This window comes from Dellaglioa sp. CoH-56-MRSF-10, from assembly GCF_056782175.1.
Window position 1 is genome coordinate 228,766 of the sequence record NZ_JBXAYF010000001.1, and the last position, 26,588, is coordinate 255,353.

Below are 26,588 nucleotides of genomic sequence, written 5' to 3' on the forward strand. Positions count from 1 at the left end.
TTACCGGCTTTTAATCTTCTTCTTACGACGTTGATAATTTAGCGTATAATAAAAAAGACTCTAAAACAGTAGATGATTATTTAGAAAATGAGGTTTAATCATAATGAAACAATCACAAATTAGAAATTTTTCAATTATTGCCCATATTGATCATGGTAAATCAACTTTAGCTGATCGAATTATGGAAGAAACACAAACTGTCAGTGAACGTGAGATGTCTAGTCAATTGTTAGATTCAATGGCTGTTGAACAAGAACACGGGATTACAGTTAAATCACGAACGGTTCGTAGTTACTATACAGCTACTAATGGTGAAACTTACGAATATAATTTTATTGATACACCGGGACACGTTGATTTTTCATATGAAGTTTCGAAAAGTTTAGCTGCTAGTGATGGGGCTATTTTATTGGTGGACGCCACTCAAGGTGTGCAAGCACAGACGGTTGCAAATTACCGTTTAGCTAAAGAAAACAACTTAAAAATTATTCCAGTAATCAATAAGATTGATCATCCTAATGCTGATGTTGAAGAAACTAAAATTCAATTGATGGAATTAGCTGACGTTGATGAAGACGAAATGTTATTAATATCAGCTAAAACTGGGATTGGTGTTGATTTGGTTCTAGAGGCTATTAAAGACCGTATTCCAAAACCAATCGGTGATATTGAAGCACCACTTAAAGCATTAGTTTTTGATTCACATTTTGATGCATTTAAAGGAATTGTGGCTTATATTCGTGTCTTTGATGGTGAATTTAAAGCTAATAATTTACTTCGATTTATGCAACAAACGACTGATTTCCAAGTAGTAGAAGCAGGTATTTTTAAACCTGACATGGTGGCTGTTGATAGTCTACATGCCGGGGATGTTGGCTATGTTATTACAGGGCTAAAAGATCCTCAACTAGTTAAAATTGGGGATACGTTAACTTCTCAAAGTAACCCGACACCAGAAGCACTTCCTGGATATAAAGAATCAGAATCAATGGTTTTTGCTGGATTTTATCCTAAAGATAATAACTATAAAGAATTAAAATCAGCTATTCAAAAATTAGCTTTAAATGACTCATCTTTCCATTATAAAGAAGAAAAGTCAGATGCTTTAGGACTAGGATTTAGATGTGGATTCTTAGGGATGTTACATTTAAGTATTATTCGTGAACGTCTCGAAAAAGAATACCAATTAGGGGTGTTAACAACGACGCCTAATGTTACGTACCACGTTATTTTGAAAAATGGTAAAGAAGTTGTTGTTGATAATCCTGTCCAATTCCCTAATTTTTCTGAAATTGATCATGTTGAAGAACCATTTTTAGATGTTCATATGACCGTGCCAGATGAACAAGTGGGCGATATCATGAAATTAGCTGAAAAACGTAAAGGTATTTTCCAAGATATGTCATACAATTCTGGTCAAACTGAATTGAATTATGCGTTACCAACGTCTGAAATTGCCTATGATTTCTTCAATCAATTAAAATCATTATCACATGGCTATGCAACAATGGAAACGCAATTTAAAGGATATCAAACAGCAGACGTTGTTAAAATGGACGTTTTAGTTAACTATGCAACAGTCGATGCACTAGGGTTTGTTGTGCATAGACAAGATGCTGTGGAAATTGGTCAGAAATTAGTTGAGCAATTGAAATATTCAATTCCACGTAAATTATTCCCAATGCCAGTACAAGCAGTTATCGAAAATAAAGCTATTTCGCGTGCAAATGTACCGCCTCTTCGTAAGAGCGCAACAACAAGTAGTGATAAAAAGAATGCTGCCAAACAAGATATGCTACGCCGTCAAAGCGCTAATAAACGATTGGGCTCTAAGGCTGAAATGGAATTACCACAAGAAGTATTTAATGCAATATTGGAAGTTAACAATGATAACTAGTCTTTAGAAAGAAGGATTACAATGGGAGTTTTAGAAGTTCGCCAACTTTCCCATCAATTTGCGGATAAGCAATTATATGAGGATGCTCATTTTGAATTAAACACTGAGGATCATATGGGTATCATTGGTCAAAATGGTGCTGGTAAAAGTACATTAATCAAAATTATTACTGGACAAGAATTACCTGATGAAGGCGAAATCAAATGGAAAAAAAGTGCGACAATTGGCTATTTAGATCAATATGCTGAAGTTGCGGAAGGCATTACGGTTATTGAGTTTTTGAAGACAGCATTTCAACGTTTATATGATATTAGTGAAAAACAAACGCAGGCCTATACGGATTATGCTGAAAATATGGACGAGAAGTTGTTGGAAAAAGCGGGTAGATATCAAGAAGAACTTGAGGCAAAAAATTTTTATGATATCGATACAGAAATTGACCGTGTTCGAACTGGTTTAGGATTAGATGCAATTGAAAAAGACCATCAAGTTAGTGAATTAAGTGGTGGTCAGAGATCTAAGATTATCTTAGCTAAATTATTATTGGAAAATCCTGAAGTTATTTTATTAGATGAACCAACTAATTATTTAGATACGGAACATATTGATTGGTTAACTGAGTATTTAAATCAATTTGAAGGCTGTTTCATGGTTATTTCTCATGATTTTGAATTTTTACAAAATGTCACGAATACAATTATTGATGTTGCATTCGGTAAAATCACAAAATATCGTGGGAATTTTAAATCAGCTATTAAGCAAAAAGAAGCTAAAAAAGAAGCGCAACTAAAAGCTTTCCAGAAACAACGCCTTCAAATTGAAAAAGATGAGGCTTATATTCGAAAGAATAAAGCTGGAACGCGTGCCACAATGGCTAAGTCTAGACAAAAAAGATTAGATAAAATTGAGCGTGTGACACCGCCAAGTGATACTGTAAAAGGTAAATTTGATTTTCCTTATCTAGATACTGGATCCGCATCAACGCTTGCCGTTAAAAATTTATCAGTTGGTTATAAAACGCCATTACTATCACCAGTAACTTTTTCATTATCACATCAAGAAAAAGTTGTCTTAAAGGGATTTAACGGAATTGGTAAATCAACAATGATTAAGTCAATTTTGAAGTTAATTCCAACGTTTGGTGGAACTGCTGAATTTTCTGATTCTGTTGTTGTTAATTATTTTGATCAAGATTTAATTTGGGATAATAAAGAAATGACACCTCTTCAAATTATTCAAGATGAATACCCTGAATTGGAACCTAAAACGATTCGTCGCCGATTGGCTAAATCAGGGATTAATGCTGCGAATACAATGAAACCTATTAATATTTTGAGTGGTGGGGAACAAATGAAAGTTAAGTTGAGTTTAGTTGAATTGAAACCAAGTAACTTTTTAATTTTGGATGAACCAACTAATCACTTGGATGATGATACAAAAGACGCGCTACAAAAGGCAGTCCGACGTTTTCCTGGAAATGTTTTATTGGTCAGTCATGAAGCACCATTTTATGAATCTTGGATTGATAAAGTGTTTGATGTTGAAGCAATAAGAATTCAAAAATAGTGATAATAGCCTTGGAAAGTAATTTTCTAAGGCTATTTATCTGCACAAAAAAAGCACCAACCGAAGTTGATGCTTTCCTGTTATGGTACTTACCGAAGTAAATAGATTGTATGAATTCCACAAAACAGTGACAATCAGACATACCTACAATGCGGTAGGTAAAAAATGCCCCATTTTCGAACTAATCACTAGCCGCCGCAGCGGAACAACCGAAGTTGTCTGATTTTACTCGACTCATCGCATAACTTAATCATAGCACAAAATTAATATTTCGTATAGTTCTATTTACCCCAAAGGAATTGGATAACAGCTTTATCAACCTGTAAATTTCTATGAAGTTTACTATGTTGTGCATCTTCACCAGTAATTTTAAGCTCGTCATACGATTTTACTTGGCCTTTTAATAGATAGTTCATTGAACGGGCAGAAGCAATGCTGACAGATGTATCAGAATTTGAGCCATCATTCACATCGCCATAAATAACAAAGACTTTTGCGGTTGATGGGAAATTTTTTCGTTTGCTATAGTAACTTTGGTAGTTTGCTGTTTTAATAGCAGGTTCGTCATTTTTCAAGAAGTAATTTTTATTGGCTTTTTCGTCCATTCCGAGGACCCCATTAATTGGACCAGCAATTGGAACAAATTTATTTAGGATAGGAGAAGATTTTTTTCTGACAGATTCAGCCCAGTACATTGCAGATGAGCCACCCATTGAATGTGTAACAAGATTGATTTTTTTAATATCGTATGATGCTTTTAAATAATCAGTTATCTTACCAATCCATCTGCCCTCTTCAGGAATTTGAGCATCACTACGCGCAAATATAACTTGAACAATTGGATTTTTTTCAGTATATTTCCATCTACCCGTATAAGTGACATCACCAGTTGAAGAGACGGTTGCTGTTAGAACTTTTTTTGCCTTACCAGATTTTTCTGCTGAGGCAATCATGTCGTTAGTTGAGTTAGCTGTACCGCCGTATCCATGAATGTATAAGGTTGGTGTTTGTGAAATACTTTTCTCTGTTTCTACCGATTTAGGTATACTGTTATGCAATAGTAAAAAGCCAATACCTAATCCTAAAATCAATAAGATGGTTATTAATATACCGTATTTTTTCATTAGTGGTTTCCTTTGCATAGTAAGTTATTTGCTTTCATTATAAGCTACCGGGTCTTGACGTTCAAATTTAAAGCAAGTTATGGTAAGCTATATGCGAAGATAACTAAGAAAGCTGAGGATGAGCAAATGTTCATAGTGAAATCAACTAGAGATATAAGTAGTCAAATATATAAGGATGCATTATCAATTAGAAAAACGGTTTTTGTTGGAGAACAGAATGTGCCAATGGAATTGGAAATTGAAAACGAATCAGAAGCTATTCATTTTGTGGGTTATAAAGATGAAGAACCTGTTGTGACAGCACGTGTACTTAGCGAAGACTCTGAAACGTGGCATGTCCAGCGAGTTGCAACATTGAAAGCGGCTCGTGGACAACATTTAGCAACAGATATCCTAACGTTTATTGAAGGATTTTCAACAGTCTACGGAATTAAATACTTAACCTTAGGTGCACAAGATCAAGCCCAAAATTTTTATTTGAAACTAGGATATGAGGTTGAAGGTGAAGGCTTTATGGACGCAGGAATTCCACATCACACAATGATAAAAACAATCGAAGGAGCCTAGATGGCAAAAGAAACTTTATTTTCAAAATTACTAACGGATGAACGATATACATTTGCGAGTGAACTTGGTAGTAAATATCATAAAGACGCTAGTCAAATTTTATTTACTTACTTGAAGTTAATGGCTGAGGGGACACAAAACCAGTCAAAATCATTACAGAAAAGTCTGCCAGAAATCGATAAAAAATTTCAAAAGTATTTAGAAAACTAGAGATAGAAGGTACTTACAGTGAATAATAATCCATTAGCCAATCTTATGAAGCAAGATAAGTTAATTGTCGGTATTAGTGAAATCAGTAAAATGACAGGTGTTTCAACACGACAGTTAAGATATTGGGAACAAAAAGGCTATATTGAAAGTATTTCAGATGAGAAGGCAAAGTCGCGAGAATATCGTTTAGATATGGTCATAAAAGTCAGTCTTATAAAAGAAGAGTTAGATGAAGGATACACATTGGTTGCGGCGATTGAACACGTTAACGGAAAAATGGATATTTTTAGACAATTTAAACACTTTTTGATTGATCGTGTTTCAGATGTTGGTAAACAAGGAAATAAAACAGTTTTTGATATGGGCTATTTTGATGACTCCAAAAAGCAGCGTTTATTTGCGGTAATAGATGAAAAAGGGACACGTTTTGAACTCAGAGATGTTTAATAAAAAGAATTATAAAATAAAATCATAAAAAGGTTGCAACCGTTTACATTTGTGTTATACTTAATTTGTAGCAAGGAAGGCTATCGAAATCCCTGAACAAAATAAAACTGAAGTCACTTTTTTAAACTCACTTAATGGTTTTTAAAAACGAAGTTAGTTGGACAATGTTTAGTACTGAAGATAGTTGAAAAATGTAACACAAGTTAATGACGTTGAGAGATGTCAAGCAAGGCGTATTAAAACGGTGCCGGTCTTGAGCATTAAAAAGCAAATCAAGACACATCAAGTTAGATGATGTTTACTCCGATGAATTTAGAATTTTGGTAGTGTGAACGTCGTGAGACGTCGAACAAGGTTTTAAAACGGTGCTAGTCTTGAGCGCTTAAAAGCAAATCAGGACACATCAATTAAGATGATGGTTTAAGTTTCCAATGTACGGCAAGTTAATGACGTTGAGAGATGTCAAGTAAGGCGTATTAAAACGGTGCCGGTCTTGAGCATTAAAAAGCAAATCAAGATATCGAATTTTGATGATTTAAGTTGTAGTAGAACGAATAATTGGATTTAGAGGTATTTGGTCTTGGAGAAACGTTTGAAATCGAATGGATAACAAATCGCTCAAAGGGCGTCGTTCGATAATATATGATTCAAAACATATAAAAGCGACTTCACAGAACTAAATAAGTATAAAGATATAGAGGCGAAATATATTAATAATCAAGTAAAATCGACTCTCGGTAACACGGGTTTCGGCTTTCCTTCTACAAAAAGATAGGATTCAAGACATTTCTTAAAACAAATGCTTGAATCCTATTTTAATGCAGTGAATTATGATTTTTAGCTTACATTTAGGTATTTTAAAATGAAAGGTTAGGTATTCCTAAAAAATAAGTTACAATTCAATCGTTATTCTGATATAATAAATCTATTATTAAGAAAATGGAAGTGAATTGATTAACTAATGACAAAAAATGAAAGATCGAATATGACACCTATGAAGGAAGATTATTTAAAAATTATTTTTGAATTAGGCGGTACGCAAAAGAAAATATCGAATAAACAGATTGCGCTTAGTCTGAACATTGCGGCCGGATCAGTTACAGAAATGGTCAATAAACTAGTTAAAGAAGAGTTAGTAGAACATACGCCATACGCAGGGATTTCGTTAACGAAACCTGGGATATTATTGGCAGAAGATTTAGTTCGTAAGCATCGTTTATGGGAATGCTTCTTAGTTTATAAATTAAATTATAAACTACAAGATGTTGACGGTGAATCAGAGTTACTTGAACATGTGACAAGTGAGTACTTGCTTGATCATTTGAGTGAATTCTTGGGTCATCCAACACACTGTCCTCATGGCGGTGTGATACCTGACAAAGAAGGTAACTATGAGGAAGATAGCCATCTCGTTTTAGAAGCAGTAGAAGATAACACTAAAGTTGTGATTGAACGATTCATTGATAATCATGATTTGTTAACTTATTTAGATGATTTAGAATTACACATTGGTGATAAATTAACAGTTGTTTCTCATGCGCCTTTTGAAGGTCCAGTTGAAATCAAATTAGAAAATACTGGTGAGGTTAGAAATATTAGTTATAAAGCCGCTCATTATATTTTTGTGAAGTAGGTATTATGATAACAAAAGAAATTTTTATTAAATAGCTAAAGACTGTTGATATCAAATAGATATCAGCAGTCTTTTTTTGGAAATATAGCAATATTTAATAACTGGTAAAATGATTTAAGGTTAGCCTAAACTTTTTGTTTACAATGTATAAAGTTTGAGTATAATAAGGAATTGAGAAGAAAAGAATTTAAAGGAGTGGTAAAAAATGTCGAAAGAAGTACAAGAACCAAAAATGACTACCACAACAAATAGTGCTAGTTTGGAAGAAGTAAATGGATCAGTAGAAGTTCCAAAAAGTGCCGGATTTTTACGAACTTTATGGGCTTTTAGTGGACCAGGTGCATTAGTCGCTGTTGGTTACATGGATCCAGGTAACTGGATTACATCAATTGTCGGTGGTGCACAATACCGTTACTTACTATTATCAGTCGTTATTTTCTCCGGACTTATCGCTATGTTAATGCAATATATGGCTGCTAAGTTAGGTGTCGTAACAAGAATGGATTTAGCACAAGCAATTCGTGATCATACTAATAAACCGGTTGGATTTTTATTATGGATCATGACAGAATTAGCAATTATGGCAACAGATATAGCCGAAGTAATTGGTGGAGCGATTGCTTTACAATTACTTTTTGGAATTCCATTAACAGTCGGCGTTATGATAACTATATTAGATGTTTTCTTACTATTATTATTAACAAAATTAGGATTTAGAACAATTGAAGCGATTGTTGCAACATTGATTGCATCAATTTTAATTATTTTCCTTTACTTAGTTGCCTTATCAAAACCAAGTTTAGCAGGTATCATGGGTGGTATTTTACCAAGAGCATCAATCGTTATGAACCATGATCAATTAACATTAGCTTTAGGTATTATTGGTGCAACAGTAATGCCTCATAACTTGTACCTTCACTCTTCAATTGCACAAACACGTCAGTACGATTCAACTGATGAAGAAGAAGTTGCAAAAGTTGTGCGCTTTACAACTTGGGATTCAAATATCCAATTATTTGGCGCAACAATTGTTAACAGTTTACTTTTACTTTTGGGGGCTGCTTTATTCTTTGGACATGCAGATCAATTACAAGCATTCGGTGATTTATACCGTGCATTAAGTGATAATACAATTGCCAAAGGGATTGCATCACCTGTACTTTCAACTTTATTTGCCGTAGCTTTACTGGCTTCTGGGCAAAATGCAACGATTACCGGAACCTTGACTGGTCAAATTATAATGGAAGGTTTCATACATTTAAAAATGCCATTATGGGCCCGTCGATTGGTTACACGTATCATAGCAGTTATCCCCGTTATGATTGCCGCAATCATTTGGGGTGGGACAGAAGGCGTATTAGATAATTTACTTGTTTATTCACAAGTGTTCTTATCAGTAGCCTTACCATTTACGATGATTCCATTAATCTGGTTTACATCTTCTAAAAAATATATGGGTGAACGATTCGTTAATCCACTTTGGGTATCAATTATTGGTTGGGCAGCCGCAATCGGGTTAACTATTTTAAATGTTCAATTAGTCTTCAATTTAGTCATTCAATTTTTCCAAGAAGTTTTATAAAATAAGGAGGAAATTCATATGAAAAAAAGTTTTGAGTTACCAAAGCATAAGAACATTCTTGTCGGCGTCGATAATTCGGCAGATGCCCAATTAGCATTCTTAGAAGCGGTTAGTCATGCTTTAGATGATGATTCTCTGCTGCATATTGTAACTGTTCTGGAGTCGGATGATTTGAATGTTTTTCAGGTATTAACAAAAGATACATTAGCTGAAAAACGTTTGAAGGTTGAAAAACAACTTCAAGAGTATAAACAAAGCGCATTAGATGCTGGTGTTAAGGAAGTACACATTGTTCTTGCTGAGGGTGAACCTGGTGAAACGATTGTCAAAGATGTTATTCCTGACGTTAAACCTGATTTAGTCGTTGTTGGATCAGCTATAACTAAAGGGATTGGTAAGTACTTAGGTAGCCAAGCATCATACGTGGCTAAGTATTCTCCCGTTTCAGTTATGGTTGTTCGTTAATAGAAAAAAGTTATACAAAATGGTTGAATCTTATAAAGATTTAACCATTTTTATTTGGAAAACGTTTACTTGTTTATTTATATATAAGGTTTATGTTATGCTTTTATGTATAACATAAATAGGAGCATGATGATGATATCAAATTATATTTCAATATTAAAAAACGAGTTTAAAGGTTATAATGCAACAAAATTAGCTAAAGATTTTATGGCAGGTTTAACGGTAGCTGCAGTTGCTATTCCGTTAGCCTTGGCATTTGGTGTCTCAAGTGGGGCAACAGCTGCTGCTGGGTTAATCACAGCCATTGTTGCTGGGATTTTGATAAGTACCTTATCTGGGGCATATTATCAAATATCAGGACCAACTGGAGCGATGGCCGCAGTATTAATGGGTGTTATTGCACAATATGGATTAAAAGGGGTTTTTATTGCTACATTGATTGCCGGAGTGATTTTATTGTTAGCCGGTATATTTAAATTAGGCGTTTTAACGACTTTTATTCCTGCCCCTGTTATTACAGGATTTACATCAGGAATTTCAATTATTATTGCTTTCGGGCAATTAGATAATTTTTTTGGTACGCATTCAAACGGAAGTAGTTTAATTGAAAAAATTGGTAGTTATCCTAGCTTAGGTTTTCAACCTAAGTTGGCAACGACTTTGATGGCAATTTTAGTTGTTATTGCACTTTTTATTTTTCCAAAAAAATGGAATAAAGTTATTCCTGCATCGTTGATTGCAATTATTGTTACTACGGCAATTACAATGATATTTAAATTAGATGTCGCAACAGTTGGCGAGATTCCAACAAGTGTTATCAGTGATGATAGATTACATTTAGGTGCATTAAATCTTCAAACAGTTAAAAATCTAATTATTCCTGGCGCAAGTATTGCTTTACTGGGAATGATTGAAAGTTTATTATGCGGGGCATCTGCTGGTCGCATGACAGGTAAAACCTTAGATAGTAATCAAGAATTAATCGCTCAAGGTATTGGAAATATGATTTTACCATTTTTTGGTGGTATTCCAGCAACGGCTGCGATTGCTAGAACGAGTGTAGCAATTAAATCAGGTGCACAGACGCGATTGACAGGCGTTTTCCATGCACTTGCGTTATTAGTTTCAATGCTTTTATTGGCACCAATCATGTCACAGATTCCTTTATCGGCATTAGCTGGCGTGTTAGTTGTGACTTCATGGCGGATGAACGAATGGTCAGCTATCAAGTATCTCTTTAAAAATAAATTTAAAAGTGCTTTAATTCTATTTTTCTTAACATTAATAAGTACCGTTATTTTTGATTTGAGTACGGCGATTATGGCCGGTGTTTTAGTCGGGATCGTTATTTTTGTGGCTAAGAGTTCTATTTTAGATGTTGTTGTTGAAGATGTTGATTTAAGCAAAGTCGAAACAACACAAGATAGATTAAAAGATGATTGGGCAGTTGTCTACATCACTGGACCACTATTTTTCATGTCTGCGGATCGATTAGATAAGGCACTACAGCCACTTCATGAACGAGATTTAGTTATCTTTTCATTGCGAGGCGTACCATCAATTGATAATACAGCAATGGCTGTTATTCAGGATTTCTATAGTGATGCTCAGACTAAAAATCATGAAGTGATTTTTTCTTCAGTTCAACCAAATGTAATGAGAATGTTTGAACGATCTGGCTTTAAAGATGTGGCTGGGGAAGAAGCCTTTTATTTCTCAGTTGATCGTGTTCTAAAGGAAATACTATAAGATGTACATTATTGACAAGGATATTTAGGCATGTTAAGATTCATTCAACTTAATAAATAAAAGTTAACACATAAGTAGTCATTTATCTGGGAGTCAGAAAGTTGGTGGTTGATGCGAACCAATCAGGATAAATTAACCAAATACGTTAACGTTATTTTAAACATCGGATAAATATCTAGAACCGTTATCATCTAGTGAGTGAGAATTTGGGTTCTCAATTAAACTGGGTGGTACCACGGCTAGAGTCGTCCCTGATACAATATTTAATATTGTATCAGGGACTTTTTTTGTCCAGAAAAGGAGTGTTAAAAATGAAAAATATAAATTGGGGTCAGTTTCGATATCAAACTTTTCATGATAAATACTAGAATCGACTAAAAAATAGGAGTGTTTACTAATGAAAAATAAATTATCGTTTACAGAAGCAGCAAGTGTTTTAGTAGTAATGTTGATTATTATGGGATTTGGTGTAATTAAGTTTGGGTTATCACCTCAAACACCAGTTATGTTAGTGATTGGGTTGTTAATTTTATGGGCTAGAATTCGTCATTTTTCATGGGATGAGATTCACGCGGGTATCAAGGATGGAATGAGTACAGGGTTAATTCCCATCTTTATTTTTATTTTGATTGGCTCATTGATTGCGACTTGGATTGCGGCAGGAATTATTCCAACCTTAATGATTTGGGGATTTAATCTGATTAGTGTTCAATTCTTTGTGCCTTCCGTTTTTATTGTCTGTGCTATTATCGGATTATCAATTGGGAGTGCCTTCACTTTAATTTCAACTGTGGGTATCGCACTATTCGGTATGGGGATGACGATGGGGGTTAATCCTGCACTAGTGGCAGGAGCAATTATTTCAGGTGCTATCTTTGGGGATAAAATGTCTCCCTTATCAGATTCAACGAACTTAGCAGCTGCCATTGGAGAATCTGATTTATTTAAACATATTAAAAATATGATGTGGACAACAATTCCTGCTTTTGTAGGATCTTTAATTTTATATTTCATTTTGGGAAGTGGTAGTATGGCAGCAAATATGGATAAAATCAATCATACGATTTCAATTTTATCTAGTCACTTTTCAATCACAGCTTGGGCGGCATTACCAATTATCTTAATGTTTGTCTGTGCCTGGTTAAAAATTCCAGCTATTCCAACGTTATTTATCAATATTGGTGTATCGTTAGTTATGTTATTTATTCAAAAACCATTTACGAGTTTACAAGATGTTGCGGCGTTGATTCAGTCAGGATTTGTTTCTAAAACTGGAGATGCAAATGTGGATATGCTGTTAACACGAGGTGGCGTTTCAAGTATGATGGGAACCGTGTCATTAATAATTTTAACTTTAACGTTAGGCGGCTTACTAATGAACTTCAATATTATTGAAGTCGTTATGGAACCTTTAGTTAAACGTTTAAATTCATCTGGTAAATTAATTACGGCAACTATTTTTGCTGGAATTGGAGTTAATTTATTTGTTGGAGAACAATACTTATCAGTTATTTTACCTGGAAAAGCGTTTAAACCCGCTTTTGATAAATCAAAATTAGATAATTTAGCCTTAAGTCGTGCACTTGAAGATGGCGGAACAGTGATTAATTACTTAATCCCTTGGGGTGTAGCTGGTGCGTTTGCAGCAAGCACGTTGGGAGTTCCAACGCTAGACTACTTACCATTTGCGTTCTTTAGCTTACTATCGCCTGTCTTTTCAATCATTAGTGGTTGGACGGGAATCGGGTTACGTGCAAAGAGAGCCTAATAAAAACGGGTCACAATGAATTTTATATTCGTTGTGACCCGTTTTTTTGTTATTTCTCATTCTTATTGAGTGTAATTAAGTACATTGTCATGAAGATGGCGATTAAAACCATGACTGTCCCAAAAAGTGGCGTCATACCTAATCCGAGATTAGAAACAACTTGTCCACCAATTAAAGAGCCTAACGTAATGCCAATATTGAAAGCAGAAATATTTAGCGACGATGCTAAAGTAATATCTTTAGGGGTATATTTTTCAGCTAATTGAACAACGTATAGTTGTAATCCTGGAACATTCATAAAGGCGAATAGTCCTAAGGCCATAACGGTTAATAAACCTAGAATTGACATTTTAGCAGTAAAGAAAAGGATAAATAAGACGACTGCAAGTCCGATAAACATTTTTAATAATGCTTGGAGCGGATTATGGTTTGCTAAACGGCCGCCAATCGTATTTCCAAGGGCAACCATCAATCCGTAGACGATTAAAATGATAACAACAGCACTTTCACTGTAACCCATTGAAGTTTCTAAGAGTGGCGTAATATACGTATAAACAACGAATGTCCCACCGTAACCTAAGGCGGTTAATGATAACGTAATCAATAGATATTTGTTCTTAAGGACACGGATAAAACCATGCGCATCAGATTTTCCAGGAATTGGTAAACCATTTGGTACGAGGAAAAAGTTGGCGATTAAACCAATTAGTCCAATGATACTAATAAAAATAAATGATCCATGCCAACTAGTATGTTGACCAATAAATGTACCTAAAGGAACACCGGTTACAGTTGCAACGGTTAAACCAGTAAACATGACTGAAATAGCACTAGCACGTTTTGAAGGTTCAACAACATCAGCCGCAATAACGGAAGCGATTGTCATGAATATACCGTGAGACAATGCAGAAATAATTCGACCAATTAATAAAATTGAAAAAGTTGGTGCAAATGCTGCAACTAAATTACCAACGATAAATAACGCCATGATACTTAAGAGTAATTTTTTTCGATCAAATTGGCCAGTTAAAATAGTTAGAACGGGTGCACCTATTGTGACACCGAATGCATATAATGAAACGCTAAGTCCTGCCTGACTTAATGAAATACCAAAATCTTTGACTAATAAGGGGATGAGCCCAACGCTAATAAATTCTGTTGATCCGATTGCGAAAGCACTAATAGCCAATGCTAAGAGTGTTAGGGATGGTGATATTTTTGGTTTTTCCATAAGTTTGTAAAGCCTCCTTGATTTTTGTTGGAATAATGCTACAATTTATGATTATACGTGTACGCAACAATAAGACAATAACGTACTAAAAAGTGCTATAGGAACTTTTTAGTGCCTATAGGAGGAAGAATGGAAGATAAAACATATAATATTGGTGTTGAAGCGACTTTAGAAGTCATTGGCGGAAAATGGAAAACAATTATTTTATGCCATTTACGTGGTGGAAAAAGAAGAACTAGTGAGCTGAAACGTGCAATTCCGAAAATAACCCAAAAAATGTTAACGCAACAATTACGTGAATTGGAAGCCGATGGGATTATCTCTAGACATATCTATGAACAGGTACCACCAAAAGTAGATTATCAATTGACTGAATATGGTGAGTCTTTGAGTACTATATTAAATAAATTGTGTGTTTGGGGCGAAAAACATGTTGATCGGTTAAATGAGCAAGACCAACATGTTGTTTTAATGAATCGAGATAAAGTGTCATAACTGTCATTATTGATTGCTATTCGAGAAATGTAGCTGGCAGTTACTGTTGTTCATATGTTATGGCATAATCTGGTAATTGCTGTATAATAATCATTTACAGTTATTTATAAAAATTATTGAAAGAAAGTATGAGAATTAAATGTTAGCAAACTTATATGGACCATTTTTTGATCTAAACAATTGGAAAACAGTTGTCGAATCAAGTAGTGATTGGATAATTATCCTATCATTAGCAGTAATCGAATGCTTATTATCAGTGGATAACGCAATTGTATTAGCTGCACAAACACAAAAATTACCAAGTAAAAAAGAACAAGAAAAAGCATTATTTTACGGATTATGGGGTGCATATATTTTCCGGTTCATCATTATTGGAATTGGAACATTTTTAATTGATTTCTGGGAAATTAAAGTAATTGGCGCTGGGTATCTTATTTACCTATCAGCCCATTATTTCTTTTCAAAAATTAAAACGCCAAAACCTAAATCAGAGAAAAAAAGTAATGGACGAAAAGGTCCATTCTCATTGTTTTGGTCAGTTGTTATTTCAATTGAGATGATGGATATTGTTTTTTCAATTGATTCTGTCTTAGCATCGTTAGCAATTTCGACAAATCCAGTCATTGTTTTAATCGGTGGGATGTTTGGAATTTTAGCCATGCGTGGGATTGCGACATTGATTATGAAGTTGATGAAGGTTGTTCCGGAGTTAGAATCAATGGCTTACTTGCTAATCGCATTAATTGCGGTGAAGTTATTCCTTTCTATCCCTCAAATTGGTATCGAAGTTTCAGCAGTACTTTTTGCTGGAATTGTTTTTGGGGCTATTATATTAACGACTTTAATTCATATGTATAATATTCAGAATAAAAAATAACGAAACGAAGGCGATAAAATGGTCACAAAAGTAACAGATAAAACGCTCGCGGAACATACAGATTCCGGATTAACAATTGTTGATTTATGGGCTCCTTGGTGTGGTCCATGTCGTATGATGGAACCTGTTATTGATGAATTAGAACAAGAATTCAAAGATGATATGCAATTTGTAAAGTTGAATATTGATGAAAATAAAGAAACAGCATTGGAATATGATGTCATGAGTATTCCGAGTTTTCTATTATTTAAAGATGGCAAAGCAATTGAAAAAGTTGTTGGTTATCATGATAAGAGTAAATTTTCAAAGTATTTAAGTGAAAAAGTTGCTCAAAATAAAGCAGTATAAATAAAATCCCACTACAAATTTTGTAGTGGGATTTTATTTTAGGCTTAACTATTATTAATGGCAGTCGTAACCTTAAAGGTGCATACTAAAGAAAATTATAAAAGGAGATTATTATGAAAAAAATTGGGTTTATTGGAACGGGCGTTATGGGCTCAGCAATTGTTAGTTATTTATTGAAAGCGAACTATGAAGTAACCGTGTTTAATCGAACCAAATCAAAGACAGATGACTTAGTTAGCCAAGGGGCAATATGGGCTGATTCGCCACAATTGGTTGCGGCTAAAAGTGATATTATCTTCTCGATGGTTGGTTTTCCTGCAGATGTAGAAGCAATATATTTTGAAGAAAATGGTATTTTTGCTGGTGCTAAAAAAGGCGCAATTGTAGTTGATATGACAACAAGTACACCAACACTAGCGAAAAAAATTGGTGATTACGCGGAAACTCATGAGTTGTTTGCGTTAGATGCACCTGTTTCTGGTGGTGATATTGGTGCAAAGAATGCGAAGCTAACAATTATGGTTGGTGGACACAGTGATGTATATGAACAAGTGAAACCTATTTTTGAAAAGATGGGAACAACAATTGCCTTGTTTGGTGGTTATGGATCAGGCCAACATGTAAAAATGGCTAATCAAATTATGATTGCTGGAACAATGACCGGAATGACTGAGCTGTTAGTTTACGCTAAGGCAGCAAACTTAGACTTGGAAAGTGTCATTAAAACAGTTGGCGGGGGAAGTGCAGCAAATTGGAGTTTAGACAATTATGCGCCCCGAGTTTTAAGTGATGACTATACACCAGGATTCTTTGCAAAACATTTTCTTAAAGATTTGCGTATTGCATTAGACGAAGCAGAAAAAATGAATATTAATCTACCCGCAACAAAAGAAGCTAAAGTACTATATGAAAAATTAGTTGATGAAGATGGATTAGGTAATGACGGTACACAAGCATTAGTTAAATTGTGGTGGAAATAAATAAGTCGATACAACTAATAAATAAGACCATTTCAATATGAGATAGTCTTATTTATTTTTGATGATTTTAACCAGCCAATTTGTAATAAGTAATAAAAACAGCATCAAAATAGTAATTAGACCAATAGATAAGGCAAATTTTGATAGTAGAGTCATCATTAAAGTCTGGTGATTAAATAGAGTTAAGAAATAATAAAAGATAATGATTAAAAGTGCTAATAAACTGAATCCAAGACCAAATCCTTTTCTATCTGCTGAGCTTAAATCAAAACCACCAATTGTAATAGATGTTGTGATTAACAACCACAGGATAAGTCTTAATGACCAAGATTGAAATAACGAGGTGAATAGGTTAAATAACGATTGAGTATTAAATGCTTGGTTAACTAGCATTGTTGATAGTAGATTAAAAGAGTGAGGTAGCAGTAGAATAAAAAGGCCAATAATTACGATTGAACAGCCAATGATGGGCGCAATACCGGCCATTGCTTGTCCAATTTTACCACGCATATTTTTAGGTGAGCTATAACGAACGAATCCAAGTGAGTTATCACCAATTTCGGGATGTGGACGTTTAATTAATTTAACTTCAATGGCGTGAAATCCAAATAAAAAAGCCATTATAGCATGACTTGCTTCATGGATAATAATACCCAATGAACCCAAGTATAATTGTTGATTTAATGATAATTGTTTTTTTGTATTACTGTTCACAGCTGTTAGTAAAAAAGCAGCTACAAGAAGTGGTATAACACTAAGAAAAATCAATGTTATTAGCGTATAAATGGTTTGCATCCTTAAGACCTCCTTCGTGATTAAAATATTAGCACGATTCTTAATATTTAGAAACAAAAAAGAGACTGCTGGGAAGGCAGTCTCTAGGGAGTAAGTTGTAGAGCTAATAAATTAGCTCTCTCTCTCATTACTTTGGAGGAGAAATGAAAAAGTATAAAGGTTAGTTATTTATGTTGTTTTGGGATAAGTTCAATATACAACATGAACCTTAAAATAACCTTAACATTAAGAAAAAATTTAAAAATAATCAAAAGTTTTTTTGGAATGCGCTTTCAATTACATTATATGTCCTTTATAATATTGGTATAGACCTTAATAATATTTAGGAGGAATAATAATGGGAAAATTAGGTATTTCAATTTATCCAGAACGATCAAATTATAATGATGATACAGCATATTTAGATTTGGCATGTAAATACGGGTATAAAAGAGTCTTTACGAGTTTACTCCAAGTGACAGATGGTAAAGATAAGGTATTATCAGAATTTAAAAAGACAGTTGCTTACGCAAATAAACTTGGTATGGAAGTAATGGTTGATATCAATCCTGATTTATTTGAACAACTAAATATTAGTTATCAAGATTTAAAATTCTTTGACGATATGGGTGCATATGGTGTTCGATTAGATTTAGGATTTACAGGTGCAGAAGAAGCAGCAATGACACGCAATCCATATGACTTAAAAATAGAAATAAATATGAGTTCTGGGACTAACTATGTGGATAACATTATGAGTTATTCACCAAAAAGAGAGAACTTATTAGGTTCACATAATTTTTATCCACATGAATACACAGGATTAGAGTATAACTTTTTTGTAGCTTGCAGTGAGAAATTTAAAAAATACAATTTAAATACGGCAGCTTTTGTTAATGCTAAGTCAGCTACTTTTGGACCTTGGCCAACTGCTGATGGACTATGTACATTAGAGGATCATCGACATTTAGATATTGCCACACAAGTTAAACATATGGTGATGACAGATTTAATTGATGATGTGATTATCGCAAACGCGTACGCTTCAGAAAATGAATTAAAAGCAGCATCAGAAGCATTCAACGCCAATTATCCGACGATTAAAATTGAAACGGCAGATGATATTACTGAGGTTGAAAAAGTAGTATTATTTGATAATATTCATAGTTACCGCGGAGATCGTTCAGCGTATCTTTTACGTTCGACAATGACACGGGTTGTGTATAAAGATAAAGAATTTCCTGCACATAATACAAAATTAATTAAGCGTGGTGACGTCTTAATTGATAATGAAGGTTATGGACAATATAAAGGTGAAACACAAATTGCTTTAAAAGAAATGAAAAATGATGGTCGTGTAAATATTGTTGGGCATATTATAGATGATGAATTATTCTTACTCGATTTTTTGAAACCATGGAGTCAATTTAAACTAAGCCAAGATTAGCCTAAATGGATCACTAGATAATTTCTAGTGGTCCATTTTAATTTGGTATTAACTAGATAATTCGGTAAAATGAAGTAGTAAATGTAAAATTGATAAGAAGGTCATAAAATGAATTATATAATTGTTGCATTGTTTGCTTTTTTTGGTGGAATAAGTCGGTACTTACTTGGTTTAACGATTATTCAACCAAATGGATTCCCACTGGGGACATTAATGATTAATGTCGTAGGGTGCTTTATTTTGGCGTTCTTAGTTCAGTATATTGAAACAACCGAAAAAGTCCCAGATTGGTTAACTTTGGGGATAAAAACAGGTTTTATAGGTGCTTTTACAACGTTTTCAACATATAGTTTGGAAGCTGTAAAGTTAATAGAGACGCAACAATGGGGCTATGCACTCATCTATGTGTTAGTAACGATTATAGGTGGACTTTCCATGACATTACTTGGTTATTCATTAGGCAATCGGATTGGAGATTGGCGAATGGAGAGTGAACGTTCATGATGACACTATTAGTTGGGATTGGCGCTGCAATCGGTGCTATGTTAAGATATGGGATAACAAATTTAAGTAATCGATATCTAACTGATCAATTTCCAGTTGGAACGTTATTAATTAATCTGATAGGTAGTTTTATTTTAGGTCTTTTAACAGGAATTAATTTATCTAGTCCGATGTTAGTCTTACTTGGTACTGGAACAATGGGTGGTTTTACAACCTTTTCAACGTATAACTTTGAATTGGTTAAATTAATTAAAAGCCAAAAAATATCGTTATTCATGATTTATTTATTAGCTAGTTATATTGTTGGTGGCTTGATGACACTGTTAGGATTAGTTATTGGTCGCCAAATGGTTAGTTAAATTAAAGTATTCGAGCATAATGTGTGATAGGATAGTAAAAATAGGGATGTGAAATAATGAAAATTGCTGTATTAACGGATAGTTCAGCTTATCTTACAGATGAGATTGTTGAACAATTAGATATTAAAGTAGTAAATAACCCAGTATTATTTGGAAATCATGTCTATCATGAAAATGCCGATTTAACGGCAACTCAATTTTATCAATTATTAAAAACAGAAGATGTTTTACCAACAACTTCCCAGGTATCGATGGGTGAAATGGAAGAAAAATTTAAGGCACTTGCTGCTGAAGGCTATACAGATGTTATTTGTATCCATTTATCATCAGGTATTAGTGGATTAGTTGGTAATCTTGAAGCTTTCGCATCATCTGTTTCGGCCATCAATGTGCATGTTTTTGATTCGAAAATTGATTGCGCGGGGATGGGTAACATGGTTCAATTGGCTGCCACATTAGCTAATAAAGATAAAAACGTTATGGAAATACTTGAAAAGTTAGCCGAATTAAGAGAAACAACACGGGTTCTTTTTGTTGTTGATGATTTAAATCATTTAATGAGGACCGGTCGTTTATCAAATCATTCAGGTTTTGTTGGAAACATATTGAAAATTAAACCGATTTTAACTTTTGATAAAGAAGGTAAAATCGTTGCTATTGGTAAAGAACGCAAAATGAAAAATGCCTATTCTGAAATTAAAGCTCAATTCTCAGAAGCAACACGTTCACTTGATTATCCAGTTCAAATTAATTTAATTGATGCGAATAATCCGGAACTTCAAGCTGAATGGGGACAAGACTTGAGAACTAGTTTTCCTAAAATGAAATTTGAATCGGGTTATATTGGACCACTTGTCGGTGTTCACACAGGTGAAAAATGTTTAGGATTAATCTGGTCGAGAGATTGGAAAAGTCTAATAGATTAAATAAAGAAAACGGTTTTATTATGAATTATTATTCATAATAAAACTTTTTTTTGTATAACAAACGAAAATGTTCTGATAATATTCAAAAATAATTCATAATTATTAGCTATGCTTATTCTTATCAAATAATTTAAGAGAATATGGAGGTAATAAATATGAATTTTTTTAAACGTGCTTTATTAAATCTTAAAGCAAAAAAAGGACGATCTTTTTTACTTGTATTAGTTATGTCAGCTATTATGTTATTCGTTTTAGCAGGATTAATTATTCAAAATGCAGCAACAACTGCGGCAAATGATGCGAAGAAGAGTGCGGGTGCAACGGTGACATTATCAGCTAATCGAGATAAAGCTTTTAGCGAGATGAAAACTTCAAGCTCAAAAACCACTAAACCATCATTAAACTTAGCTGGGGTAACAGTCGCAACAGCTAAAAAAGTTGGTGCATTAAGCAATGTGAAGAGTTACAGTATCACCACTTCAACTACAGCTAATGCTTCTTCATTTGATGCCATTAAAACAACATCGACCTCAAGTCAAAGTGGTGGGATGGGCGGCAAGAAAATGGCAACTTCTGCAACAACGGGTGATATTTCTATTTCCGGTGTAAGTTCAACGGCTAGTGCACTAAATACTAGTGGTGCCAAAATTACAAAAGGTCGTGGTTTAAATTCGAGTGATTTAAATACTAAAAACGTTGTGATTGAATCAGAACTTGCTTCTACTAACCATATTTCTGTGGGCAATACAATTACAATGAAATCAACTGGTGGTACGAAGTATAAAGTTGAAGTTGTCGGTATTTATAAAGCTAGTTCAACTAGTTCTACAAGTATGGGTGGGCCAGGAGCTACTGATCCATCAAATACTATTTATACAGCTTACACATTTGCGAATACTTTAAAAGGTAGTAAGTATAAAGATACGGCCGATTCAGTTGTGTATACATTAAGTGATCCAGCCAAGTCAGAAACTTTCACAAAAGCAGCTAAGAAATTAATTAACACATCTAAATTTTCAATGTCAACAAACGATAGTACTTATCAATCAATGCTGACACCATTGAATAATGTTAAGAGTTTTGCCCAAAAAATTGTTCTATTAGTCGCAGTTGCAGGAACTATCATTCTTGCCTTAATTGTTATTTTAATGATTAGAGAACGTCGCTATGAAATTGGTGTCCTCCTATCATTAGGTGAAAAACGTTGGAAAGTTATTGCACAATTCTTTGTTGAAATGTTTATGGTTCTACTCGTGTCATTAGTTGTTGCCGGAATTGGTGGGAAATTCGTTGGTAATGCAGTAGGTGATCAATTGATAAGCCAACAAACAACGACATCTACAACAGCTACAACTTCAAATGATATGCAAGGTGGAGGCGGTGCGCCAAGTGGTACTAAAGGTGGACAATTTGGTGGAACAGATCCAAGTGGTATACCAGGGCAGTCAGCGACAACTAAATCTGAGAAATTAAAGAATCTAAGCACAACTGTAAGTATCAAAGATTTGGCAGAATTAGGTGGTATGGGTCTGGCAATTATCTTTATCTCGATTATGTTAGCATCGTTAGGTATTTTACGACTTGAACCCAAGAAAATTCTGATTTCATAAATAATAGAAAGGAGTGATTAAATGATTGAAATTAAAGATGTCGCGTATTGGTATGAAAATAAGGATAACCCCTTATTTGAAAAGGTTAATTTAACTTTTGAAAGAAGTAAATCATATGCAATTGTCGGTAGTAGTGGCTCAGGAAAAACAACATTTCTCTCACTAATTGCTGGTTTAGATAAACCAAAATCTGGAGAAATTATATATGAAGGTGAGGCAATCAATAAAATCGGATTAACTCATTATCGAAATAAAGATGTCTCGATTATCTTCCAATCCTATAATTTATTTACTTATATGTCAGCGTTGGAAAACTTAATGACTGCGATGGACATTACCGGAGCAACACATGCTGGTGATAAACAATATGCCTTTGATATGTTGAAAAAAGTTGGTATTGATGAGGATATGGCTAAGAAGAACGTTCAACATCTTTCTGGTGGGCAACAACAGCGAGTCGCTGTTGTCAGAACGATGTGTTGTGACGCACGATTAGTCGTAGCTGATGAACCGACCGGTAATTTGGATGAAGTTAATACGAAAGAAATTATTGAATTACTTCAAGATTTAGCTAAATCACAAGATAAATGTGTCATCATTGTAACGCATGAACCAGATGTTGCTAAAATGTGTGATACGCAATATGTATTGAAGGACCGTGAGTTTCAAGTTATAGAGTAAGAAATAGCCATATGTATAAGGAAAACTTATACATATGGCTATTTTAGTTGATTGATATTTAATTTATCGTAGTTGCTTCTTATCATTAAAAAATTGTTTATATGAAAGATAACAAACACTAATTGATGAGATACTTGTTGCTGAAAGTAACATGAAAGTGACCATGATTTGGTATTTAATCGCAAAGACAGGATCAACACCGGCGAAGATTAACCCAGACATCATTCCAGGTAAACTAACGATACCAACCGTTTTAGCTGAATCAATAGTAGGCGACATCCCTGTTTTGATACTTTCACGGATAATAGGGTATGCTGCTTGTTTGAGATCTGCACCGAGTGCTAGTTTTTCTAAAATCTGTTGGCGTTGATCACGGAAATTACTGTTAAGGTTACGGTAACAAAGACCAATCGCAACCATTGAATTACTAGCAATCATACCAGTAATTGGAATAATTTGTGAAGGAATAAATTTAAGCGTTCCAGCTAGTAGTAAAAGGCCAAGTGTAACGGACGTACTACAAAAAATGGCAATGAACGAAATACGAAAACTATGTGGAATTCCTGCGCTTTTTTTATGTGCACTATACGCAGCGTTAAAGAAAACAATGAACATCATAACTAAAGTTAGAATAATATTATTAATATTAAAGACGTACTTTAAAATGTATCCGACGATGACTAATTGGATAATTGCACGAATGACACTATAAATAATATCTTTTGCTAGGCCTAATTTTTCTTTATATACAATTCCTAGTGAGACAAGTACTAATGAAAAAGCGAAAACGAGAGAAAGATTATTAACGGCTAAATTATGCATGTCTAACCTCCGTTATTTTTCCGGCCTCGATATTAATTAATTGATCAGCCAGTTTTATTTCATTATCATCATGAGTAACAGCGATAATAGTGATTTTATTTGAGTCATTTAAACGATTAATTAATGCGTGTATAATGTTTTTACTTTCTGAATCTAAAGCACTTGTGATTTCATCAAGCAGTAAGATTTTGGGTAAAAAGATTAAATTACGAATTAAGGCAACACGTTGCTTCTCGCCACCAGATAGTTCATTTATTGATTTCTGAAGATAACTGCTGGGTAAGCCTACGGATTCTAATTCAGAAATGGCACGAGATTCATCGAAGTCTTGCTTACGAACGATATAAGGAAACTCCAGATTGTCTTTAACGGTTTCGCCGAATAAAACGGGGGTTTGGAAGCAATAAGAAACAATCCGACGATATTCGATTGGGTCATAACTGTCAATTGATTTTTCATTGAACTTAATATCACCAGATGTTCTTGAAATTAAACCAGCGATTAATTTCAAAACGGTACTTTTACCGCTTCCAGATGGACCGGTGATTGTTAAAAAGTCTCCAGGGTTTACTTGAAAAGAGATGTGGTTCAAGATTGATTGGTTACTAAGTTCTAGTGAAATATCTTGTAAATCAATAATAGGTTGCATAGTAGGACCGCCTTTCTGATATAACTCATTTTCAGATTACCATGTTTAGCTGTGGGAATAAAGAAAAGTATTTTAGAGAATCTAAGCATATAGATTTAAAAACCTAATAGTAGTAAAAAAGCTAACATCGCTTAGATGTTAGCTTAGTAAATCTATTTCTGATAACTAATTAATTCGATTATATGCTGATCTGGATCTGAAATTGTAATCGATTGTGCATTTTTAACATCTTGCTTTTCAATCGGGCCAGAGATAATAGTCACAAAATAATTTTTCAAGTGATTTTCCATAGCGGTCATTGAATCACTAACGACGAAACTAAGTGTCATTGGAATAACATTAGTTGATGGCTCAAAAATAATTTTTTGATGGCCAAAATGAACAGTAGGTAACTCACTATTTTCAATCATAGTCATATCAAAAACTTCATGATAAAAACGTAAACTTCTTTGGACATCAGTTACGGGAATTGTGATTGCTTCAAAACGTTTAACTTTCATAAAATAAGAAACCTTCTTTTTATTGTTTTTTAATTTGTTTATTAAAGAAACTGAATAGGAATACAGTACTGATGACGACAATGATTAATTCTGTGACGGGTAAAGCAACCCAAACACCAGTTAAGTTGAAGAAGTGGGCAAAAATAAATAATAAGCCTAGTAGTAAGACATAACCGCGCAAGATAGCTAGAATAAGTGCATGTTTGGGTTCGCCAATCGCTGAGAAAAACATGCTAAACACAACATTAAGGGATGATCCAAATAAGCTTAAGAAGTAGATTGGAATGCCTATTTCAGCATAATGGATTAACTCTTGGTTGTTACTATTATTGAATAATGCAATAATAGGATCTTTTTCAAAGGTCAATGTAAGGTATAAAATTGTGCCAATAATAAAACTAACAATTAACCCAAAACGTAATATTTGCTTAACTTCTGGCCAATTCCGAATTCCAAATTCTCGACTGAGTAAAGGCTGAATTCCTTGGGCAACACCATTAAAAAGTGATAAAGCGACTAAGACGATGTTTGCGATAATTCCATAGGCTGCGACAGCTGTATTTCCCGCTAAACTTAAAATGACAAGGTTGAAAGCAAAAATGCTGACACCTGTACTCATTTCAGTTAGAAAGACAGGGAACCCGAATTGAACAACTTTTTTTATTGTCTTAAAGTGAATAGACGTTCGTTGGAGCGTTAAAAGACGTCCTTCCTTTTTACGATGGAAGGTTAATATAGCTAAAGCAACAATTGGAGAAACAGCAGTTGCCATTGCAGCACCACCCATACCAAGATGTAATGGGTACATAAAAATATAATCAAAAATGATATTGAATAAACTAGATACTAACATGGCAACCATCGATAAATGTGGATTATTATCGTTTCGAATGAAACTTAAAACGAGATAATTACAAGCAAAGAATGGTGCAGCTAGCAAAATATAAGTTAGGTATTCAGCAGCTAATTTGTAAGTTCCTGCGTTTGCACCTAAAAAATAGAGTAAAGGTTTCATGAATAAAAAGCCTAAGACTGAGAAAGCTAGGCCGAAAATAATCCCAACAATTAAAACCTGTGTGAAAATTTTTTGACTCGCTTTTTGATCCTTAATCTTTAAAATAGAAAATAAAGTTGCACCACCAATTCCGAGTAACAACCCGACGCCATTTAATAAATTAAAGAGGGGTAATACAATATTTAAAGCCGCTAAACCAGTTGTTCCAACCGCATTAGCAATGAAATATGTATCTGCCAGAAGATACACAGATAAACCTAAAGTACTTAAAACGTTCCGTGTGACGTAACCTGAAAGTTCACGACGGATAGAAACCGTTTGATTATTCATTTTGAGCTCCTTATCGGTACCTATTTTTTATA

General features: G+C 34.0%; 27 protein-coding genes. 20 read left to right on the plus strand and 7 right to left on the minus strand.

Features of this window, described 5'->3' with window-relative positions:
- Positions 1-103: 103 nt before the first annotated feature.
- Both lepA and AC1RP4_RS01070 read left to right on the plus strand, forming a co-directional pair.
- Positions 104-1,897, plus strand: a complete 1,794-nt coding sequence (lepA, locus tag AC1RP4_RS01065) for a translation elongation factor 4 (RefSeq protein ID WP_481760970.1) — start codon at positions 104-106, stop codon at positions 1,895-1,897.
- 21 nt (positions 1,898-1,918) lie between these two features.
- Positions 1,919-3,463: an ABC-F family ATP-binding cassette domain-containing protein gene (locus tag AC1RP4_RS01070; protein WP_481760969.1), complete on the plus strand. Its 1,545-nt coding sequence runs from the start codon at positions 1,919-1,921 to the stop codon at positions 3,461-3,463.
- A 281-nt stretch (positions 3,464-3,744) separates the two neighbouring features.
- Here the strand turns inward: AC1RP4_RS01070 and AC1RP4_RS01075 are convergent, their stop codons facing one another.
- Positions 3,745-4,605 (minus strand): alpha/beta hydrolase, encoded by an 861-nt coding sequence (locus AC1RP4_RS01075; RefSeq protein WP_481763204.1) that lies wholly within the window; start codon positions 4,603-4,605, stop codon positions 3,745-3,747.
- 108 nt (positions 4,606-4,713) lie between these two features.
- Here AC1RP4_RS01075 and AC1RP4_RS01080 point away from each other — a divergent pair, with 108 nt between their 5' ends.
- The 8 genes from AC1RP4_RS01080 to nhaC all read left to right on the plus strand — a co-directional run bounded on the left by AC1RP4_RS01080 (position 4,714) and on the right by nhaC (position 13,008).
- Positions 4,714-5,154 carry a GNAT family N-acetyltransferase gene (locus AC1RP4_RS01080; RefSeq protein ID WP_481760967.1) on the plus strand — a complete coding sequence of 147 codons (441 nt, stop codon included), beginning with the start codon at positions 4,714-4,716 and terminating at the stop codon, positions 5,152-5,154.
- Entirely contained in the window at positions 5,155-5,364 is a 210-nt protein-coding gene (locus AC1RP4_RS01085; protein WP_481760966.1) for a hypothetical protein, read from the plus strand. It begins immediately after the preceding gene.
- Between the two features lie 18 nt (positions 5,365-5,382).
- On the plus strand, positions 5,383-5,811 hold the full coding sequence (locus AC1RP4_RS01090; RefSeq protein WP_409021721.1) for a MerR family transcriptional regulator: 429 nt from the start codon (positions 5,383-5,385) through the stop codon (positions 5,809-5,811).
- 985 nt (positions 5,812-6,796) lie between these two features.
- Complete coding sequence (locus AC1RP4_RS01095; protein ID WP_481761142.1) at positions 6,797-7,444, plus strand: metal-dependent transcriptional regulator; 648 nt, start codon at positions 6,797-6,799, stop codon at positions 7,442-7,444.
- A 205-nt stretch (positions 7,445-7,649) separates the two neighbouring features.
- The gene (locus AC1RP4_RS01100; protein WP_481760965.1) at positions 7,650-9,026 is read left to right on the plus strand and encodes an Nramp family divalent metal transporter; all 1,377 of its coding nucleotides are present in this window, start codon (positions 7,650-7,652) and stop codon (positions 9,024-9,026) included.
- Between the two features lie 18 nt (positions 9,027-9,044).
- Positions 9,045-9,491 (plus strand): universal stress protein, encoded by a 447-nt coding sequence (locus AC1RP4_RS01105; RefSeq protein WP_481760964.1) that lies wholly within the window; start codon positions 9,045-9,047, stop codon positions 9,489-9,491.
- A gap of 132 nt (positions 9,492-9,623) precedes the next feature.
- Positions 9,624-11,240, plus strand: coding sequence for a SulP family inorganic anion transporter (locus AC1RP4_RS01110; RefSeq protein WP_481761141.1), 1,617 nt, complete (start codon positions 9,624-9,626; stop codon positions 11,238-11,240).
- A 397-nt stretch (positions 11,241-11,637) separates the two neighbouring features.
- Positions 11,638-13,008 (plus strand): Na+/H+ antiporter NhaC, encoded by a 1,371-nt coding sequence (nhaC, locus tag AC1RP4_RS01115; RefSeq protein WP_481760963.1) that lies wholly within the window; start codon positions 11,638-11,640, stop codon positions 13,006-13,008.
- 49 nt (positions 13,009-13,057) lie between these two features.
- Here nhaC and AC1RP4_RS01120 read toward each other — a convergent pair whose 3' ends face one another.
- Entirely contained in the window at positions 13,058-14,239 is a 1,182-nt protein-coding gene (locus AC1RP4_RS01120) for an MFS transporter (protein ID WP_481760962.1), read from the minus strand.
- 129 nt (positions 14,240-14,368) lie between these two features.
- On the opposite strand from AC1RP4_RS01120, the gene AC1RP4_RS01125 reads away from it, so the two are divergent.
- From AC1RP4_RS01125 to AC1RP4_RS01140, 4 genes are all read left to right on the plus strand, one after another.
- Complete coding sequence (locus AC1RP4_RS01125; RefSeq protein WP_409021715.1) at positions 14,369-14,734, plus strand: winged helix-turn-helix transcriptional regulator; 366 nt, start codon at positions 14,369-14,371, stop codon at positions 14,732-14,734.
- Between the two features lie 139 nt (positions 14,735-14,873).
- Positions 14,874-15,611, plus strand: a complete 738-nt coding sequence (locus AC1RP4_RS01130) for a TerC family protein (protein ID WP_481760961.1) — start codon at positions 14,874-14,876, stop codon at positions 15,609-15,611.
- A gap of 18 nt (positions 15,612-15,629) precedes the next feature.
- Complete coding sequence (gene trxA / locus AC1RP4_RS01135) at positions 15,630-15,959, plus strand: thioredoxin (protein WP_481760960.1); 330 nt, start codon at positions 15,630-15,632, stop codon at positions 15,957-15,959.
- Positions 15,960-16,072: 113 nt separating this feature from the next.
- Positions 16,073-16,939, plus strand: a complete 867-nt coding sequence (locus AC1RP4_RS01140; RefSeq protein WP_481760959.1) for an NAD(P)-dependent oxidoreductase — start codon at positions 16,073-16,075, stop codon at positions 16,937-16,939.
- A 48-nt stretch (positions 16,940-16,987) separates the two neighbouring features.
- On the opposite strand, the gene AC1RP4_RS01145 is transcribed toward AC1RP4_RS01140, so the two are convergent.
- On the minus strand, positions 16,988-17,734 hold the full coding sequence (locus tag AC1RP4_RS01145; RefSeq protein WP_481760958.1) for a hypothetical protein: 747 nt from the start codon (positions 17,732-17,734) through the stop codon (positions 16,988-16,990).
- A gap of 337 nt (positions 17,735-18,071) precedes the next feature.
- On the opposite strand from AC1RP4_RS01145, the gene AC1RP4_RS01150 reads away from it, so the two are divergent.
- From AC1RP4_RS01150 to AC1RP4_RS01175, 6 genes are all read left to right on the plus strand, one after another.
- The gene (locus AC1RP4_RS01150; protein ID WP_481760957.1) at positions 18,072-19,160 is read left to right on the plus strand and encodes a DUF871 domain-containing protein; all 1,089 of its coding nucleotides are present in this window, start codon (positions 18,072-18,074) and stop codon (positions 19,158-19,160) included.
- A gap of 108 nt (positions 19,161-19,268) precedes the next feature.
- Positions 19,269-19,664, plus strand: coding sequence for a fluoride efflux transporter CrcB (crcB, locus tag AC1RP4_RS01155; RefSeq protein ID WP_481760956.1), 396 nt, complete (start codon positions 19,269-19,271; stop codon positions 19,662-19,664).
- Entirely contained in the window at positions 19,661-20,023 is a 363-nt protein-coding gene (crcB, locus tag AC1RP4_RS01160; protein ID WP_481760955.1) for a fluoride efflux transporter CrcB, read from the plus strand. The genes crcB (AC1RP4_RS01155) and crcB (AC1RP4_RS01160) overlap by 4 nt, the downstream gene beginning before the upstream one ends.
- Before the next feature lie 56 nt (positions 20,024-20,079).
- Positions 20,080-20,949: a DegV family protein gene (locus AC1RP4_RS01165; RefSeq protein ID WP_481760954.1), complete on the plus strand. Its 870-nt coding sequence runs from the start codon at positions 20,080-20,082 to the stop codon at positions 20,947-20,949.
- Between the two features lie 155 nt (positions 20,950-21,104).
- Complete coding sequence (locus AC1RP4_RS01170; RefSeq protein ID WP_481760953.1) at positions 21,105-22,559, plus strand: ABC transporter permease; 1,455 nt, start codon at positions 21,105-21,107, stop codon at positions 22,557-22,559.
- Between the two features lie 21 nt (positions 22,560-22,580).
- The gene (locus tag AC1RP4_RS01175; RefSeq protein WP_481760952.1) at positions 22,581-23,240 is read left to right on the plus strand and encodes an ABC transporter ATP-binding protein; all 660 of its coding nucleotides are present in this window, start codon (positions 22,581-22,583) and stop codon (positions 23,238-23,240) included.
- Positions 23,241-23,303: 63 nt separating this feature from the next.
- Here the strand turns inward: AC1RP4_RS01175 and AC1RP4_RS01180 are convergent, their stop codons facing one another.
- The 4 genes from AC1RP4_RS01180 to AC1RP4_RS01195 form a co-directional block, all read right to left on the minus strand.
- Positions 23,304-24,062: an ABC transporter permease gene (locus tag AC1RP4_RS01180; RefSeq protein ID WP_481760951.1), complete on the minus strand. Its 759-nt coding sequence runs from the start codon at positions 24,060-24,062 to the stop codon at positions 23,304-23,306.
- Positions 24,055-24,711: an ABC transporter ATP-binding protein gene (locus AC1RP4_RS01185; protein WP_481760950.1), complete on the minus strand. Its 657-nt coding sequence runs from the start codon at positions 24,709-24,711 to the stop codon at positions 24,055-24,057. Before AC1RP4_RS01185 ends, AC1RP4_RS01180 begins: the two co-directional genes overlap by 8 nt.
- A gap of 152 nt (positions 24,712-24,863) precedes the next feature.
- On the minus strand, positions 24,864-25,211 hold the full coding sequence (locus AC1RP4_RS01190) for a VOC family protein (RefSeq protein ID WP_481760949.1): 348 nt from the start codon (positions 25,209-25,211) through the stop codon (positions 24,864-24,866).
- Between the two features lie 19 nt (positions 25,212-25,230).
- Entirely contained in the window at positions 25,231-26,556 is a 1,326-nt protein-coding gene (locus AC1RP4_RS01195; RefSeq protein WP_481760948.1) for an MATE family efflux transporter, read from the minus strand.
- Between the last annotated feature and the right edge of the window lie 32 nt (positions 26,557-26,588).

What these genes read in the sequence shown, in the direction of transcription:
- crcB (WP_481760956.1), top strand. Translation starts at nt 19,269, where the DNA reads ATGAATTATATAATTGTTGCATTGTTTGCTTTTTTTGGTGGAATAAGT.
- AC1RP4_RS01125 (WP_409021715.1), top strand. Translation starts at nt 14,369, where the DNA reads ATGGAAGATAAAACATATAATATTGGTGTTGAAGCGACTTTAGAAGTC.
- AC1RP4_RS01195 (WP_481760948.1), bottom strand. Translation starts at nt 26,556, where the DNA reads ATGAATAATCAAACGGTTTCTATCCGTCGTGAACTTTCAGGTTACGTC.
- AC1RP4_RS01190 (WP_481760949.1), bottom strand. Translation starts at nt 25,211, where the DNA reads ATGAAAGTTAAACGTTTTGAAGCAATCACAATTCCCGTAACTGATGTC.
- AC1RP4_RS01095 (WP_481761142.1), top strand. Translation starts at nt 6,797, where the DNA reads ATGACACCTATGAAGGAAGATTATTTAAAAATTATTTTTGAATTAGGC.
- AC1RP4_RS01070 (WP_481760969.1), top strand. Translation starts at nt 1,919, where the DNA reads ATGGGAGTTTTAGAAGTTCGCCAACTTTCCCATCAATTTGCGGATAAG.
- trxA (WP_481760960.1), top strand. Translation starts at nt 15,630, where the DNA reads ATGGTCACAAAAGTAACAGATAAAACGCTCGCGGAACATACAGATTCC.
- AC1RP4_RS01175 (WP_481760952.1), top strand. Translation starts at nt 22,581, where the DNA reads ATGATTGAAATTAAAGATGTCGCGTATTGGTATGAAAATAAGGATAAC.
- AC1RP4_RS01075 (WP_481763204.1), bottom strand. Translation starts at nt 4,605, where the DNA reads ATGCAAAGGAAACCACTAATGAAAAAATACGGTATATTAATAACCATC.
- AC1RP4_RS01110 (WP_481761141.1), top strand. Translation starts at nt 9,624, where the DNA reads ATGATATCAAATTATATTTCAATATTAAAAAACGAGTTTAAAGGTTAT.
- AC1RP4_RS01100 (WP_481760965.1), top strand. Translation starts at nt 7,650, where the DNA reads ATGTCGAAAGAAGTACAAGAACCAAAAATGACTACCACAACAAATAGT.
- AC1RP4_RS01105 (WP_481760964.1), top strand. Translation starts at nt 9,045, where the DNA reads ATGAAAAAAAGTTTTGAGTTACCAAAGCATAAGAACATTCTTGTCGGC.
- AC1RP4_RS01170 (WP_481760953.1), top strand. Translation starts at nt 21,105, where the DNA reads ATGAATTTTTTTAAACGTGCTTTATTAAATCTTAAAGCAAAAAAAGGA.
- nhaC (WP_481760963.1), top strand. Translation starts at nt 11,638, where the DNA reads ATGAAAAATAAATTATCGTTTACAGAAGCAGCAAGTGTTTTAGTAGTA.
- crcB (WP_481760955.1), top strand. Translation starts at nt 19,661, where the DNA reads ATGATGACACTATTAGTTGGGATTGGCGCTGCAATCGGTGCTATGTTA.
- AC1RP4_RS01185 (WP_481760950.1), bottom strand. Translation starts at nt 24,711, where the DNA reads ATGCAACCTATTATTGATTTACAAGATATTTCACTAGAACTTAGTAAC.
- AC1RP4_RS01085 (WP_481760966.1), top strand. Translation starts at nt 5,155, where the DNA reads ATGGCAAAAGAAACTTTATTTTCAAAATTACTAACGGATGAACGATAT.
- AC1RP4_RS01180 (WP_481760951.1), bottom strand. Translation starts at nt 24,062, where the DNA reads ATGCATAATTTAGCCGTTAATAATCTTTCTCTCGTTTTCGCTTTTTCA.
- AC1RP4_RS01080 (WP_481760967.1), top strand. Translation starts at nt 4,714, where the DNA reads ATGTTCATAGTGAAATCAACTAGAGATATAAGTAGTCAAATATATAAG.
- AC1RP4_RS01120 (WP_481760962.1), bottom strand. Translation starts at nt 14,239, where the DNA reads ATGGAAAAACCAAAAATATCACCATCCCTAACACTCTTAGCATTGGCT.
- AC1RP4_RS01150 (WP_481760957.1), top strand. Translation starts at nt 18,072, where the DNA reads ATGGGAAAATTAGGTATTTCAATTTATCCAGAACGATCAAATTATAAT.
- AC1RP4_RS01140 (WP_481760959.1), top strand. Translation starts at nt 16,073, where the DNA reads ATGAAAAAAATTGGGTTTATTGGAACGGGCGTTATGGGCTCAGCAATT.
- lepA (WP_481760970.1), top strand. Translation starts at nt 104, where the DNA reads ATGAAACAATCACAAATTAGAAATTTTTCAATTATTGCCCATATTGAT.
- AC1RP4_RS01165 (WP_481760954.1), top strand. Translation starts at nt 20,080, where the DNA reads ATGAAAATTGCTGTATTAACGGATAGTTCAGCTTATCTTACAGATGAG.
- AC1RP4_RS01145 (WP_481760958.1), bottom strand. Translation starts at nt 17,734, where the DNA reads ATGCAAACCATTTATACGCTAATAACATTGATTTTTCTTAGTGTTATA.
- AC1RP4_RS01130 (WP_481760961.1), top strand. Translation starts at nt 14,874, where the DNA reads ATGTTAGCAAACTTATATGGACCATTTTTTGATCTAAACAATTGGAAA.